General features: G+C 62.7%; 15 protein-coding genes and 1 pseudogene. 1 reads left to right on the top strand and 15 read right to left on the bottom strand.

What is annotated here, in order from left to right:
* Nucleotides 1-596: pseudogene (locus ACREBX_RS06560) on the top strand (hypothetical protein); the annotation flags it as partial.
* A 76-nt stretch (nt 597-672) separates the two neighbouring features.
* Here the strand turns inward: ACREBX_RS06560 and ACREBX_RS06565 are convergent.
* From ACREBX_RS06565 to nuoG, 15 genes are all read right to left on the bottom strand, one after another.
* The gene (locus tag ACREBX_RS06565) at nt 673-1,281 is read right to left on the bottom strand and encodes a class I SAM-dependent methyltransferase (RefSeq protein WP_431560953.1); all 609 of its coding nucleotides are present in this window, start codon (nt 1,279-1,281) and stop codon (nt 673-675) included.
* 105 nt (nt 1,282-1,386) lie between these two features.
* On the bottom strand, nt 1,387-1,647 hold the full coding sequence (locus ACREBX_RS06570) for a DUF1467 family protein (RefSeq protein ID WP_431560954.1): 261 nt from the start codon (nt 1,645-1,647) through the stop codon (nt 1,387-1,389).
* Nucleotides 1,648-1,664: 17 nt separating this feature from the next.
* The gene (locus ACREBX_RS06575) at nt 1,665-3,299 is read right to left on the bottom strand and encodes a ribonuclease J (protein ID WP_431560955.1); all 1,635 of its coding nucleotides are present in this window, start codon (nt 3,297-3,299) and stop codon (nt 1,665-1,667) included.
* Nucleotides 3,296-4,081 (bottom strand): type III pantothenate kinase, encoded by a 786-nt coding sequence (locus tag ACREBX_RS06580; RefSeq protein WP_431560956.1) that lies wholly within the window; start codon nt 4,079-4,081, stop codon nt 3,296-3,298. Before ACREBX_RS06580 ends, ACREBX_RS06575 begins: the two co-directional genes overlap by 4 nt.
* Nucleotide 4,082: 1 nt before the next feature.
* Nucleotides 4,083-4,883, bottom strand: coding sequence for a biotin--[acetyl-CoA-carboxylase] ligase (locus ACREBX_RS06585; RefSeq protein ID WP_431560957.1), 801 nt, complete (start codon nt 4,881-4,883; stop codon nt 4,083-4,085).
* Nucleotides 4,805-6,238 carry an NADH-quinone oxidoreductase subunit NuoN gene (gene nuoN / locus ACREBX_RS06590; RefSeq protein ID WP_431560958.1) on the bottom strand — a complete coding sequence of 478 codons (1,434 nt, stop codon included), beginning with the start codon at nt 6,236-6,238 and terminating at the stop codon, nt 4,805-4,807. Before nuoN ends, ACREBX_RS06585 begins: the two co-directional genes overlap by 79 nt.
* A complete protein-coding gene (locus tag ACREBX_RS06595) occupies nt 6,235-7,788 on the bottom strand; it encodes an NADH-quinone oxidoreductase subunit M (protein WP_431560959.1) in 1,554 nt (517 codons plus the stop codon). Before ACREBX_RS06595 ends, nuoN begins: the two co-directional genes overlap by 4 nt.
* Complete coding sequence (gene nuoL / locus ACREBX_RS06600) at nt 7,785-9,830, bottom strand: NADH-quinone oxidoreductase subunit L (protein WP_431560960.1); 2,046 nt, start codon at nt 9,828-9,830, stop codon at nt 7,785-7,787. Before nuoL ends, ACREBX_RS06595 begins: the two co-directional genes overlap by 4 nt.
* A gap of 4 nt (nt 9,831-9,834) precedes the next feature.
* Nucleotides 9,835-10,140 carry an NADH-quinone oxidoreductase subunit NuoK gene (nuoK, locus tag ACREBX_RS06605; protein WP_053554267.1) on the bottom strand — a complete coding sequence of 102 codons (306 nt, stop codon included), beginning with the start codon at nt 10,138-10,140 and terminating at the stop codon, nt 9,835-9,837.
* On the bottom strand, nt 10,137-10,748 hold the full coding sequence (locus tag ACREBX_RS06610) for an NADH-quinone oxidoreductase subunit J (RefSeq protein WP_431560961.1): 612 nt from the start codon (nt 10,746-10,748) through the stop codon (nt 10,137-10,139). The genes nuoK and ACREBX_RS06610 overlap by 4 nt, the downstream gene beginning before the upstream one ends.
* A gap of 12 nt (nt 10,749-10,760) precedes the next feature.
* Entirely contained in the window at nt 10,761-11,249 is a 489-nt protein-coding gene (nuoI, locus tag ACREBX_RS06615; protein WP_431560962.1) for an NADH-quinone oxidoreductase subunit NuoI, read from the bottom strand.
* A complete protein-coding gene (locus ACREBX_RS06620) occupies nt 11,246-11,779 on the bottom strand; it encodes a hypothetical protein (protein ID WP_431560963.1) in 534 nt (177 codons plus the stop codon). The genes nuoI and ACREBX_RS06620 overlap by 4 nt, the downstream gene beginning before the upstream one ends.
* Complete coding sequence (gene nuoH, locus ACREBX_RS06625) at nt 11,776-12,864, bottom strand: NADH-quinone oxidoreductase subunit NuoH (RefSeq protein WP_431560964.1); 1,089 nt, start codon at nt 12,862-12,864, stop codon at nt 11,776-11,778. Before nuoH ends, ACREBX_RS06620 begins: the two co-directional genes overlap by 4 nt.
* A gap of 225 nt (nt 12,865-13,089) precedes the next feature.
* Nucleotides 13,090-13,368, bottom strand: a complete 279-nt coding sequence (locus tag ACREBX_RS06630) for a hypothetical protein (RefSeq protein WP_431560965.1) — start codon at nt 13,366-13,368, stop codon at nt 13,090-13,092.
* Nucleotides 13,365-15,377, bottom strand: coding sequence for an NADH-quinone oxidoreductase subunit NuoG (gene nuoG, locus ACREBX_RS06635; protein ID WP_431560966.1), 2,013 nt, complete (start codon nt 15,375-15,377; stop codon nt 13,365-13,367). Before nuoG ends, ACREBX_RS06630 begins: the two co-directional genes overlap by 4 nt.
* Between the last annotated feature and the right edge of the window lie 4 nt (nt 15,378-15,381).

The following is a 15,381-nucleotide window of genomic DNA, read 5'->3' on the forward strand; positions in this document are numbered from 1 at the left end:
GCGAGACCATGCAGGCGACCGCGACCGATGCGATCGATGCCGCGTTCAAGAACGAGATCATGGCGCAACTCAGCGCGATCGAGGACGCCTCGGCGCGTGCCGTCGCAGCGGCCAACGGCGCCGCCGACCGGCTGATGCGCCAGCTGATCACGATCATGGACACCAGCGCGAGCGTCGAACAGCGCGTGAGCGAGGCCGAACAGGCGATCGCCGCGTCGGACCGCGATTCGCTCGCGAAGCAAGTCGGCTTGCTGACCGAGTCGCTGAAATCGACCGCAATCGACGTCACCAAGATCTTGTCGAGCGAAGTCAGCGACACCGCGTGGGACGCTTACCTGAAGGGCGACCGCGGCGTGTTCGCACGTCGTGCAGTCAAGCTGATCGATAATAGCGAGGCCAAGGAAATCCTGCGCCTCTATCAGGCCGACGACGGCTTCCACGCGTCGGTGAACCAGTTCATCCACGATTTCGAAGCGATGCTGCGCCTGCTCATCGGTGCGCGCGACGGGTCGGCGATCAGCGTGACCTTGCTGTCCTCCGATATTGGTAAGCTCTATGTCGCGATGGCGCAGGCGATTGATCGGCTGCGTGGTTAAGGGCGTTGGAATAAACGGAACGGCGCGACGGCTAGCGACCGAAATGCGCCAATCGACGTTCCTATGAAGCGCCTCGTTAGCAGACCTTCTCGAAAGCAAGCCAAGTCCAGGAAACGCCCATGGCCTGATTGCCCTTCTGAACGGAGTTGGCATCCTGCCTGCGTAGGAGGCGCAGTCCACAAGCATGTGCGATTTCGATTGTCATGTCGGGTGACACCGGAAACACCCTGCGACCTTTGGCGCCGGGGCCGTGCCGAAGCGACATGATGAGGATACCGCTCGGTGCGATCATCGTCGCAAGACGAGGTATGGCGATTGCCCGATCTGCGTCGGTAAGATGCTGCCACACGGCGCACAATGTCACGAGATCGAACGAGCTACCGATCGGCGCCGCGTGGAGATATGGCAAGCAATCATCCAGCCACTTGATATTTGCGGCGGGGTGAAGCGTCTGACCGGCCTCGCGAAGTTCACGCACCGGTTCGATGGCGAGTATGTCGTGTCCCTTGGCTGCAAACCATGCCGCGTCTCGCCCCGTTCCGGCTCCTATATCCGCAATCCTAATACTGCGGTTTGGGATTAAATCGACGACGTGCTCGTATATGCTTTCTGGTGAAAGCCCATCATATGCGGCAATAAAATCCGCAGTGGCAACGGCGGCGTATCCCTCCAGAACGTTCTGCATCGGTCTTCCACGAATGACTGGATATTGACCATATATCCTCGGAAGGGGACGGGCAAGAATCCACTCCAAAGCCGACGTCAGATCAGCAATCTAGCCCTCGGCAGCTCAGGTCCGTCCGCTGAGCACGTCGGGGTCGGCCCAGCCGTTCACATAGGCGACGTAATAGAGGGCGAAGGCGACCGTCGCGGCAATCGTCATCTGCAGCAGGATGCGCTTGGGGCGAAGGACCGCAGGCGCGCCCGGCTCCTGCCCGCGCACAAGCGGCGTCGCGTCATCGCTCGCGCGGCGGCCATGGAAGGGCAGCACGAAGAAGGCGCTGAACGCCCAGAACAGCAGGTAGATGGCGAGCGCCGAGGTCCATTTCATTGTCGTGTTTCCGTGCGTCAGATAGTGACGAGCATGACATCGACAACGGGCTTTTTCCCTGTCCAGTCGGTCGCGATGCGCCGCACGCCGAGGCGGATCGCCTCACGCAGCTTTTCCTCGTCGCGCGCGGGGCCGGTCGCGGCCTGTTCGGCGGCTTCGCGCATCTCGTCGACAAAGGCTTCGCGCTCATCCTCGACTGGGACGCCGCGATAGCTGATCGCGCTGTCGACGAAGCGTTTGCCGGAGAAGATCGCTGCAACCGTGATGTGGCCGTGGAGCGCGAGCTTGCGCCGCTCGTTGATTGTCTCGCCTTCGGCGGGCAGGATCACATCGCCGTCGAGGATCAGGCGGCCCGCACGAACGCGCTCGACGATCTTGGGCGACCCGGGCGACAAACGCACCAGATCGCCATTTTCCTGCACCAGCACATCGGGCACGCCTTTTTCGAGCGCGAAGCGCGCCTGCTCGTGCATGTGACGGATTTCGCCGTGCACTGGCAGGACAAGCTTGGGCCGCAGCCAGCCGTAGAGCGCCGCAAGTTCGGGCTGACCCGGGTGGCCGCTAACGTGGATATGCGCCTGTTTTTCGGTGACGGTCAGCACATCCTTCGCCGCGAGCTGGTTCATGATCCGACCGATCGCGACCTCGTTGCCGGGGATCTGCTTCGACGAGAAAACGACGGTGTCGCCGGCCTCGAGCTTGATCTGGTGGATGTCGGCCGCCATGCGCGCCAGCGCAGCGCGCGGTTCGCCCTGCCCGCCGGTCGCGATCACCATCACCTTGTCGCGCGGCAGCCGCATCGCTTCGTCGAAATCGACGGTCGGCGGGAAATCCTTGAGGTAACCCACCGAACGCGCAACGCCGAGGATGCGGTCGAGCGAGCGGCCCGCAACGCAAAGCGTGCGCCCCGTCGCCTTGGCCACCGCGCCCAGCGTCGCAAGCCGCGCCGCGTTCGATGCGAAGGTGGTGACAACCACCCGGCCCTTTGCCGCGCCGACCGCCTGCTCCAGCCCTTCGCGCAGGCCGCCTTCGCTGCCCGAAGCTTCGGGGTTAAAGGCGTTGGTCGAATCGCAGACGAGAACGTCGATGCCCTCGTCGCCGACCGCGGTCAGCGCCGCGGCCGTCGCCGGCACGCCGAGGATCGGCTCTTCGTCGAGCTTCCAGTCGCCGGTGTGGAAGACGCGGCCATAGGGCGTGTCGATCACGACCGCGCTCATTTCAAGGATCGAGTGCGCGAGCGGGATCAGCCGGATACCGAAGGGGCCGAGCTGGAAGTTGTCGTCTATGTCGACGGTCCTGAGATCGACGTCCTTTTCCAGACCCTCTTCGGCAAGCTTGTGCGCGATCAGCCCCGCGGTGAAGCGGTTCGCATAGAGCGGCACGCCGAGGTCGGCGGCGAGATAGGGCAAGGCGCCGATATGATCCTCGTGCCCGTGCGTCAGGACGATGCCGAGCAAATCCTTTTTGCGATCCTCGATAAATTCGAGATCGGGCATGACGATGTCGATGCCCGGATAATCGTGGCTGCCAAAGGTCACGCCGAGGTCGAGCATGATCCACTTGCCGTCACAGCCATAAAGATTGGCGTTCATGCCGATCTCGCCCGATCCTCCCAATGCGAGGAAAAGCAGCTCCTTGCCCGGAGTCGTCATATTGTTGGCTTCCATTGATGATAGAGGTGCATCAGCCCGTTCAGCGTCAGGTCGGGCTCGATACGATCGAACAGGTGTCCCTGTTCCTGAAATAGTGTCGCAAGGCCGCCTGTCGCGATCACGGTGAGCGGCTTGCCGATTTCGGCCTTCATTCGCGCGATCAGCCCTTCCATCATCGAGACATAGCCCCAATAGACGCCGATCAGCATCTGGCTTTCGGTGGTACGCCCGATAACGCTGCTCGTTGCCGGCGCTTCGATAGCAATGCGCGGCAGTTTCGCCGCCGCCGCGACGAGCGCCTCGAGCGAAAGATTGACGCCCGGCGCAATAATGCCGCCGAGATACGCGCCGTCGGGGCCGATATGATCGAGCGTCGTCGCCGTGCCGAAGCTGATGACGAGCTTGTCCTTGCCGGGCTCGACCGCCTGCGCCGAGATCGCGTTGCACGCCCGGTCGGCACCGACCGACTGCGGTTCGTCGACCCTGAGCGCGATACCCCAGGTCACGGGTTCACGCCCCGCGACCAGCGCGTCGACGCCGAAATATTTATGCGCGAGCAGTTGCAGATTGTGGAGCGCGCGCGGCACGACGGTCGAAATGATGAGGGCTTCGACGTCGTCGCGGTCATGCCCTTCGATGCGCATCAGCTGGTCGAGCCACACCATATATTCGTCGGCGGTGCGCCGGTCATCGGTCGCAATACGCCAGCGCGCAAGCAGCTCGGTGCCGCGAAACAGCGCAAATTTGGCGTTGGTGTTGCCGACATCGATCGCGAGCAGCATCTCAATTCCCCTCCACGGGCCGGCGTAGTTCGACGTCGCCCGCATGGACCAGCATGGTCTCGCCGCCGTCGCGGCGCAAGCGCAGCGCGCCATCGTCGGCAAGGCCGTCGAAAAAACCGTCGATGCCCTGTTCGGAGACGCGGAGCGGCGTACCGACGGGATGCGCCCGCGGAATCCACGCGCGAACGATGCTCGCCACGCCTTCCTGCCGCCACGTCCACAGCGCATCGATCATCGCGATGCCGAGCGCCCCCGCGAAATGATCGCGGTCTATGTCCGCGCCCTTGCCTGCCAGTGTCGCTGTCGGGCGGTCGGGCAGCTCGGGCGCGGCGGTCAGATTGACACCGATGCCGATCACCACCGAATTGCCCGTCCGTTCCATCAGGATGCCCGCGCATTTCGCGCCGTCGATCAGCAGGTCGTTCGGCCATTTGAGCCGCGCGTCGATACCCGGCGCAAGCGCCGAAACGGTCTTGGCGAGCGCCACCCCGGCGACGAGCGCGAGCGTTGCGGCCGACGGATCGCCGATCGTCAGGTGGACGACGGTCGAGCCCATGAAATTGCCCTGCCCGTCGTTCCAGCCACGCCCGAGGCGCCCACGTCCGGCGGTCTGGCGATCGGCAACCAGCCAATGGCCTTCACCGACATGCTCGCCGCTTGCCAGCCGCGCCAGCAGGTCGGCGTTGGTCGAACCTGTCTGCGCTATCCGCTCGATCGGCGGTATCAGAACAGCACCGCGGCGGCGCTGGCCGAAAGGACCGCCAGCACGGGAATGAAGAGATAGCCGATGACCGAGAGCCACAGGGCGCTCGCGGTGATCACCGCATCCTCGACGATCGCACCGCCACCCTTCGGGAATTCGGTGTCCGACTTGTCGTCGAAGTACATCGTCTTGATGATCGCGATATAATAGAATGCGCCGATCACCGAGGCGACGATACCCGCGACCGCCAGCGGCACGAGGTTCGCGTTCACCGCGGCCTCGAACACCAGATACTTCGGCCAGAAGCCGAAGAGCGGCGGGATGCCTGCAAGGCTGAACAGGAACACCGCCATCGCCGCGGCCAGACCGGGGCGGCGCTGCGACAGACCGGCAATCGCCGGAATGCTTTCGACCTGGTTGCCTTCGGCATCGCGCAGCTGGAGCACGACGAGGAACGCGCCAAGCGTCGTCAGCATATAGACGAGCAGATAGGTCAGCACGCCTTCGACGCCCTGTTGCGTCCCGGCAGCAAGGCCGACGAGCATGAAGCCGACATTGTTGATCGACGAATAGGCCAGCAGGCGCTTGATATTCTTTTGCCCGATCGCACCGACCGCGCCGAGGATGATCGACGCGAGCGACAGGAAGATGATAATCTGCTGCCACGCGCCGACCGCGGGGCCCATCGCGTCGATCACGACGCGCGTCATCAGCGCCATCGCCGCAACCTTGGGGGCGGTGGCGAAGAAGGTCGTCACCGGGGTCGGCGCGCCTTCATAGACGTCGGGGGTCCACATATGGAACGGCACGGCGCTGATCTTGAAGCCGAGACCTGCGAGCACGAAGACGATGCCGAAGATCAGTCCGATGTTGAGCTCGCCGCCCATCACCTTTGCGATGCCGGTGAAATCGGTCGTACCGGTGAAGCCATAGAGCAGCGAGATGCCGTAAAGCAGCATGCCCGACGCCAGCGCGCCGAGGACGAAATATTTGAGGCCGGCTTCGGTCGAGCGCTCGTCGGTGCGCATGAAACTGGCGAGCACATAGGCCGCAAGGCTGTTGAGCTCGAGCCCGACATACAGCGTCATCAGGTCACGCGACGAGGCCATGATACCCATGCCGAGCGCAGCGAACAGGATCAGCGTCGGATATTCGGCGCGCATGCCGCCGCTGAAGAAGCGCGGCGCGACGATGATGCAGACGAAGCTGGCCGCATAGATCAGCAGCTTGGCAAATCCGCCGAAACTGTCGACCGACAGCGTGCCCGAGAAGACCGTCGCATCGACGCCGAACAATGCGACCACCGCGGCGGCCGCGGCAGCGAGCGTCAGCAGCGAGCTGAGCTGATACAGGCCGACCTGGCGATCACCGAGGAAAGTGCCGAGCATCAGGGTGATGATCCCGCCGATCGTCAGGATCAGTTCGGGCCAGATGAGCATCAGATCGGCGGTCATTGGACGCCTCCTGCATGGCTCGATCCGTGGGCAGCTTCACCATGCGCCTTGGCGGGTTTCGGCTTGCCGGCAGCGAGGTGCGCGTCGCCCGCGGGCTTCGCGGGGGCGAGACGCGCGACAACCGTGGTGACATCGCCTCGCATCGGCGCGAGGAAGCTTTCGGGATAGACGCCCATCCATAGCGCCACCGCCGCCAGCGGCACCATGATCGTCCATTCGCGTGCGGTCAGGTCGGGCATCGCCTTCACATCGTCCTTGGTCAGTTCGCCGAACACGACGCGGCGGTAGAGATAGAGCATGTACGCAGCACCGAGGATGATCCCGGTGGTGCAGACGAAGGCGACCCAGCTAGACGCTTCATAAATGCCCGCGAGACTCAGGAATTCGCCGACGAAGCCGCTGGTGCCCGGAAGGCCGATCGACGCCATGGTGAACAGCATGAAGAACAGCGCATAGGCCGGCATATTGACCGCAAGCCCGCCGTAACGGTCGATCTCGCGCGTGTGGAGCCGGTCATAGATCACCCCGACGCAGAAAAAGAGCGCGGCCGATACGACACCATGGCTGAGCATGATGATCAGCGCGCCTTCGATCCCCTGCTGGTTGAACGCGAAGAGGCCCGCGGTGACGATCGCCATGTGCGCAACCGACGAATAGGCGATCAGCTTTTTCATGTCGTTCTGCGCCAACGCGACAAGGCTGGTGTAAACCACCGCGATCATCGACAGGCCGAACACAATCCACATCAGCTGCGCCGACGCATCGGGGAACATCGGCATCATGAAGCGGATGAAGCCATAGGCGCCGAGCTTCAGCAGCACGCCCGCAAGGATCATCGAGCCCGCGGTCGGCGCCTGGACGTGCGCGTCGGGCAGCCATGTGTGGACGGGCCACATCGGCATCTTGACCGCAAGGCTGGCAAAGAAGGCGAGCCACAGCCACGTCTGCATTTGAACCGGGAAGTCGTAGTTCAGCAGCGTCGGGATGTCGGTCGTGCCCGCTTCAGCGATCATCGCGATCATCGCGATCAGCATCAGCACCGATCCGAGCAGCGTGTAGAGGAAGAATTTGAACGCCGCATAGATGCGGTTTGCGCCGCCCCAGATGCCGATGATGAAATACATCGGGATCAGCCCGGCTTCGAAGAAGATGTAAAAGAGCAGCAGATCCTGCGCCATGAAGACGCCGATCATGATCGTTTCCATGATCAGGAACATCGCCATGTAGAGCCCGACGCGCTGTTTGATCGCGTCCCAGCTGGCGAGGATGCAGAGCGGCATCAGGAAGACGCTGAGCATGATCAGCATCAGCGCCATGCCGTCGATCCCGAGCGCATAGTTGAAGCGGCCGAACAGGCCGGCGCGCTCGGTGAACTGCCACTGCGGCCCACCGATGTCGAACTGCGCCCACAATATGCAACCGAGAACGAAGGTCGCCAGCGTCGCGCTGAGCGCAACCCAGCGGGCCATCTTGTCGCCAACGAACAGGCAGGCGATGGCAGCGACCGCGGGGACCGCCAGCATCAGCGAAAGGATCGGAAAGCCGCTCACAGGAAATTCACCATGGCCCAGCTGGCGAGGCCGACAAGACCGAGCAGCATCACAAACGCATATCCATAAACATAACCCGATTGCAGCCGCACCGCGAGCCGCGTGCCCCCCTGAACGAGCGCCGCGACGCCATCGGGACCGAAACGGTCGATGGTGCCTTCATCGCCGCGCTTCCAGAAGAAGCGGCCAACCGCGAACGCCGGCTTGACGAAGAGAACGTCGTACAGCTCGTCGAAATACCATTTGTTGAAGAGGAACTGGTGGAGCAGCTTGAACTGCGCCACGAATTTCGCCGGCAAGCTCGTGTTGCGGATATAACTGTTCCACGCGAGGAACAGCCCGATCGCCATCACCGTGAATGGCATCCATTTGACCCACAAAGGCACTTCGTGCGCGGCGTGCATCAGATGCTCGTCGAACGCGATGCTGCCCTTCCAGAACGCCATGCCCTCTTCGGGATAGATGAACTGGTGGTGGAAGAGGATACCGGCAAACACCGCACCGATCGAGAGCACGATCAGCGGGATGAGCATCGAGAGCGGGCTTTCGTGCGGATGATAACCCGCGGTGCCGTCCCCCTGGACGCCATGGTGCGCGCCGTGGTGGGCATGATCGTCGTGCGCATGGTCGCCATGGCCGTGATCGTCGTGGACCGCGTGCTGGATATGCTCGCTCTGTTCCCAGCGCGGCTTGCCGTAGAAGGTCAGGAAGACGAGGCGCCACGAATAGAAGCTGGTGAGGAAGGCCACGAAGATGCCGACCCAGAAGGCCACCACGCCGCCGCCGCCGCTCGCGAAAGCGGCCTCGAGGATACCGTCCTTCGAATAGAAGCCGGCAAAGCCCGCGACGCCCGCGATACCGACCCCGGTGATCGCCAGCGTGCCGAGCATCATCGCCCAATAGGTGATCGGGATCGATTTCCGCAGATTGCCATAATAGCGCATGTCCTGTTCGTGGTGCATCGCATGGATGACCGAGCCGGCACCGAGGAACAGCAGCGCCTTGAAGAAAGCGTGCGTGAACAGGTGGAACATCGCGGCGCCATAGGCGCCGGCACCTGCGGCGAAGAACATGTAGCCGAGCTGCGAACAGGTCGAATAGGCGATGACGCGCTTGATGTCCCACTGCGTCGTCGCGACGGTCGCGGCGAAGAAACAGGTCGCGGCGCCGACGAACATCACGACGCCCTGCGCGACGTCCGAGGTTTCGAACATCGGCGAAAGGCGGCACACCATGAAGACGCCCGCGGTGACCATCGTCGCAGCGTGGATCAGCGCCGACACCGGGGTCGGGCCTTCCATCGCGTCAGGAAGCCAGGTGTGCAGTCCAAGCTGCGCTGACTTGCCCATCGCGCCGATGAACAGCAGCAGACAGAGGATCGTCATCGTGTCGAAGCGCATGCCCATGAAGGTGATGGTCGAACCCGCCATGCCCGGCGCGGCGGCCAGAATCTCGGGAATCGAAACGGTTCCGAACACCAGGAAAGTACCGAAGATGCCAAGCATGAAGCCAAGGTCGCCGACACGGTTGACGACGAACGCCTTGATCGCCGCGGCATTGGCGCTCGGCTTTTTGTACCAGAAACCGATGAGCAGGTACGACGCAAGGCCGACGCCTTCCCAGCCGAAGAACATCTGGACAAGGTTGTTCGCGGTCACGAGCATCAGCATCGCGAAGGTGAAGAGCGATAGGTAAGCGAAAAAGCGCGGCTGGTCCGGGTCTTCCTCCATATAGCCCCAGCTATAGAGGTGGACGAGCGCCGACACCGTCGTGATGACAACGAGCATCACCGCGGTCAGCGTATCGACGCGCAATTCCCAGTTGAACTGGAGCGCGCCCGACGAAACCCAGTGCAGCACCGGCGTCACGGTTGCTTCGCCGCTGCCCGTCACGAACGACAGAAAGATCGGCCAGCTCAGCGCGCAGCTGGTGAACAGCGCGCCCGTGGTCAGGATTTTCGACGGCACATTGCCGATCACGCGCTGGCCGAGACCTGCAATGATTGCCGCAAGCAGCGGCAGGAAAACGATCGCCTGGATCACCGGTTTACCCCTTCATCCGGTTGGCATCGTCGACGGCAATCGTGCCGCGGCCGCGGAAGTAAATAACGAGAATGGCGAGGCCGATGGCGGCTTCGCCCGCAGCGACGGTCAGCACGAACATCGCGAAGACCTGCCCGACAAGATCGCCCAATGCCGCGCTGAACGCGACGAGATTGATGTTCACCGCCAGCAAGATGAGCTCGATCGCCATCAGGATGACGATGATATTCTTGCGGTTGATGAAGATGCCGAGCACGCCGAGCGTGAACAGCACCGCCGAAACGGCGAGATAATGGCCGACCGAAATCACAGTTCCATCCCCTGCCCGACGCCCGGATCGACAAGGCGTGTCGCATCCTGCGGACGGCGCTGATTCTGCAGCGAGATATTCTGGGTGCGCACCCCGCCGCGCTTGCGATGCGTCAGCACGATCGCGCCGATCATCGCGACGAGCAGCACGATGCCCGCCGCCTCGAACAGGAAGATGTAGCGCGTGTAGAGAAGCTCGCCGATCTGCTGGATATTGCTCTTGTCGCTGACGACCGGCGCCGCGCGCGCCGCGAGGTCGACCCCGCCGGCGCTCCACGCACCGACCGCGAAAATCAACTCGGCCGCAAGGATGATCGCGACGAGCGCGCCGAGTGGCAGGTAACGCACAAAACCCGCGCGCAGTTCAGCGAAATCGATGTCGAGCATCATCACGACGAACAGGAACAGCACCGCGACCGCACCGACATAAACGATGACAAGCAGCATCGCGATGAACTCGGCCCCGGCCAGCAGCATCAGCCCCGCCGCGTTGAAGAAGGCAAGGATCAACCACATCACGCTATGGACGGGGTTGCGGGCGAAAATCACCATTGCGGCCGACGCGATCACAAGCGTCGCGAACAGGTAAAAGGCGAAGAGCTGGATCATGTGTGCGCGCCCTTATCGATAGGGCGCGTCGGCGGCAAGATTTGCCGCGATCGCGCGTTCCCATTTGTCGCCATTGGCGAGCAGCTTGGCCTTGTCATAGAGCAGTTCTTCGCGCGTTTCGGTCGCGAATTCGAAGTTCGGCCCCTCGACCACCGCATCGACCGGGCACGCTTCCTGACAGAAACCGCAATAGATGCACTTGGTCATGTCGATGTCATAGCGCGTCGTGCGGCGCGAGCCGTCTTCGCGCGGCTCGGCCTCGATCGTGATCGCCTGCGCCGGGCACACCGCTTCGCACAGCTTGCACGCGATGCAGCGTTCCTCGCCATTCGGATAACGGCGCAGCACATGCTCGCCGCGGAAACGCGGGCTAAGCGGGTTCTTCTCATACGGATAGTTGATCGTCGCCTTCGGCTTGAAGAAGTATTTCAAGGTCAGCCAATGGGCCTTGACGAATTCCCAAAGCGTGAACGACTTGATGAGATGAGCGACGCTAGTCATTGATCGATACCTCTAACGCCGTCGATGCCGGGCAAGGCTTCGTACTTTTCTATGGAACACACGCCAGTGTACATGACGGCAGAGCGACTCTCTTTGTTGACAATGATTGCACTAACGGAACTGTAGAGGGGATGGCTGCCAGCGTGTTCGACTCCGGCCTGATATCCTCTAAGTTTCCAAAACGGCTGAGGGTGAATACCATGTTCAATCGATAACAGATCGCCGGCGGCGTTCTGATAGCCTTTGCCCTCGACGGCGTAGTCCGTGCCGTCATACCGCCAACCCGAAAACTCCCTTTCACCGATGACCTTGTTGAAAGGCCCCCATCGGGTCGCGACAACCCCGTCCTTCACATAATTAAACTGCTGCCAACGGCCGTCGGTAATCGTCCGAAATCTGTAGGCGGTACCGCGCTCGTCCTGAACACGGCAGTCTTGGGTAACGACCTCCGCCTGTCTGGACGCATTCGGGTCGTACGGCGCCGCCGCTGGAGGGGCGACTTGAGACGCAAGCAAGACAGAAAGCATCATGCCGCCACCCCATAACGCGTCAGCATCAGATAGCCGGAGATCAGGAAGATCCAGAGAAGCGAAATCGGCAGGAAGATTTTCCAGCCCAGCCGCATCAGCTGGTCATACCGGTAGCGCGGGACGGTCGCCTTGACCCAGCTGAAGACGAAGAAGAAGAACAGGATCTTCGCGAACAGCCAGATGATGCCGGGAACGGCATAGAGCGGTGCCCAGTCGATCGGCGGCAGCCAGCCGCCCCAGAACAGCACCGCGTTGAGCGTGCACATCAGCAGCACGTTCGCATATTCGCCGAGCCAGAAGAGCGCGAAGGCCATCGACGAATATTCGGTCTGATAACCCGCGACGAGTTCGCTTTCCGCCTCGGTCAGATCGAACGGCGCGCGCGCGGTTTCGGCGAGCGACGAGATCAGGAACATCACCGCGAGCGGGAAGAGCAGCAGGTTGAAGCCGAAGGCGTTGACGATACCGAGCCCATGGCCCTGCTGCGCCTTGACGATCTCGTTCATGTTGAAGCTGTCGGCGAACAGCACGACGCCGATCAGGATGAAGCCGATCGAGACTTCATAACTGATCATCTGCGCCGAGGCGCGCATCGCCGAAAAGAAGGGATATTTCGAGTTCGACGCCCAGCCCGACAGGATCACGCCATAAACCCCCAGCGATGAAATCGCGAGGATATAGAGCAGCCCGACGTTGATGTCGGCGAGCACCGCGCCCGAATTGAACGGGATCACCGCCCACGCCATCAGCGCGACGGTGAAGGTGATGATCGGCGCGATCAGGAACAGCCCGCGGTTCGCGCCCGTCGGGATGATCGTTTCCTGCAGGAAGACTTTCAGCCCGTCGGCGAAGCTTTGCAGCAGGCCGAAAGGACCGACAACGTTCGGACCGCGGCGCAACGCGATCGCCGCCCAGATCTTGCGGTCGGCATAGATGATCATCGCGACACTGAGCATCAGCGGGAGGGCGATGAGCAGGATGCCGATAATCGTCGCCCAAGCCCACGCGGCCTCATAGGACATGGTGACGTGCGCCCATTCCCAAGGCAGGCCCAGAAACCGGAAATCTTGAAAAAATTCGGTCACAGCGACCACCCCTTGTCGTCACCCCGGACTTGATCCGGGGTCCATGGATGCCGGATCAAGTCCGGCATGACGAAGATAATGAATTTGCAGTTCATCGGCCCGCCCCGTCCTGGTTCCGCCAACCATTATGCGGCCCCGGCTTTTCCGGTTTGGGCGGATTGAAGGCCCGCCATACGGCGTACCCCATCCCCACCAGCAAGGTGCCAGCAATCGCATGCACCGGGTTCATTCCGCGGCCTCCCGGTTTGCAAGTCTCATATCGAGCAACCATAGAAGCGCCGCTCCAAAGAACGGCCAAGCGGCCGTTGACAGTGCCGAGGCCAGCGCGGTCAGCACCATCAAGATGGCGCCGGGGCTATGGTCTTCATAAGGCGATCCCACGCCGCTCGACACCATGCCCCAGCTGCTGCCCAGCACCCCGATAAAACCCATCACCCCCACGATGAAGGCCATCCAAAACAGGATCACCGACCCGTTGCGCATGCATTTAGTGTAGAAGCTCATTCCGCGGCCTCCGCAAAGTCTGCGCCATGGACCAGCTCTTCCGAGCAGCGCTGCATCGTCGGCGACGCGCGGCAGATGGCGTTGGTGAGGTAGAAATCCTTGATCGGCGACGGGATCGCGCGCGCCTCGGGCTTTGCCGCGAGCTTGGGCACCGACCAGCCATAATCGGCCAGCCCTTCGACACCGAGCGCCGGCACTGCCGCGATCATCGCCGCGCGGCATTGCGCGAAGCTGTCGAAACCGACCGAAACGCCCAGCGCATCGGCGAGGGCGCGGAAAATGCTCCAGTCCTCGCGCGCGTCGCCCGGCGCGAACACCGCTTTTTCGCTGCGCTGGACGCGGCCCTCGGTGTTGACCGTGGTGAAGTCCTTCTCGGTCCATGCCGCGGCGGGCAGGATGACGTCGGCGGCATGCGCGCCCTTGTCACCATGATGGCCGACATAGACTTTGAACGTATCGGGAAGCGCCGAAAAATCGACCTCGTCGGCGCCAAGGAAGAAAGCGAGCTTCGGCTTCGCCGCGATCACATCCTTGATCCCGCCGGGAAGGCCATAGCCGAGCATCAGCGAGCCCATACGCGCCGCCGAGAAATGCACTACATTATAGCCGTTCCAGCCGTCCTTGACCGCGTTCACCGACTTGGCGAGCGCGAGACCCGCGCCGTGGACGCCGGACACCGACAGCGCGCCGCCGCCGAAGATCAGCATCGGCCGTTTGGCGCCCTTGAGCGCGTCGAGCGCCGCAACCGGCAGCTTCGCGACAAGCGAGGCATCGTCGCCGAGCCACTCGGTCTTGTAGGTGAGGTCGGTTTCGGGGCCGATGGCGAAAACCTTCGCGCCTTTCTTCCACGCCGCCTTGCGGACGCGCGTGTTGATCAGCGGCGCTTCCCAGCGCAGGTTCGTGCCAACGAGCAGGATCACATCGGCATTTTCGGCCTCGGCGATGCCGGTGTTGAAATTGACCGCCGACAGGCTGGTGACGTCATAGTCGAGCCCGGTCTGGCGCCCTTCGAGCAGGGTGCCGCCGAGCGCGTTCACCAGCGCCTTCGCGGCGAACATCGTCTCGCAATCGGCTAGGTCGCCCGCAATCGCGGCGACCGACGAACGGGCCTTGACCGCCGCGATGGCGGCAAAGGCTTCGGTCCAGCTTGCAGGCTGAAGCGCGCCGTTCACGCGAACATAGGGCTGATCGAGGCGACGGCGCACAAGGCCGTCGACATGGTGGCGCGTCTTGTCGCTCGCCCATTCCTCGTTCACATCGTCGTTGACGCGCGGCAGCACGCGCAGCACCTGGCGGCCGCGCGCGTCGATACGGACATTGGTGCCGACCGCGTCCATCATGTCGATGCTCAGCGTCTTGGTCAGCTCCCACGGACGCGCTTCGAACGCATAGGGCTTCGACGTCAACGCGCCGACCGGGCAGAGGTCGACGATGTTGCCCGACAGCTCGCTCGCGACGGCATGTTCCAGATAGCTGGTGATCTGCATATTCTCGCCGCGACCGATCGCGCCGATGTCTTCCACGCCCGCAACTTCCTCGGCAAAGCGGACGCAGCGCGTGCACTGGATGCAGCGGGTCATCACCGTCTTGACGATCGGACCCATATATTTTTCGGTGACCGCGCGCTTGTTCTCGTCATAGCGCGTCGCGCCGCGGCCGTAAGCGACCGACTGGTCCTGCAGGTCGCATTCGCCGCCCTGATCGCAGATCGGGCAGTCGAGCGGGTGGTTGATGAGCAGAAACTCCATCACCCCTTCGCGCGCCTTCTTGACCATCGGGCTGTCGGTCTTGATCACCTGCCCCTCGGCGACCGGCAGCGCGCACGACGCCTGCGGCTTCGGCGGGCCCGGCGCGACTTCGACAAGGCACATGCGGCAATTGCCGGCGATCGACAGGCGTTCATGATAGCAGAAGCGCGGAATTTCCTTCCCCGCCAGCTCGCACGCCTGCAGAACGGTGGCGCCCTGCGGGACGTCGAGTTCTACGCCATCTACGGTAACTTTAGGCATCGGT

The organism is Sphingopyxis sp. (assembly GCF_050725655.1).
Lineage (GTDB): Bacteria > Pseudomonadota > Alphaproteobacteria > Sphingomonadales > Sphingomonadaceae > Sphingopyxis.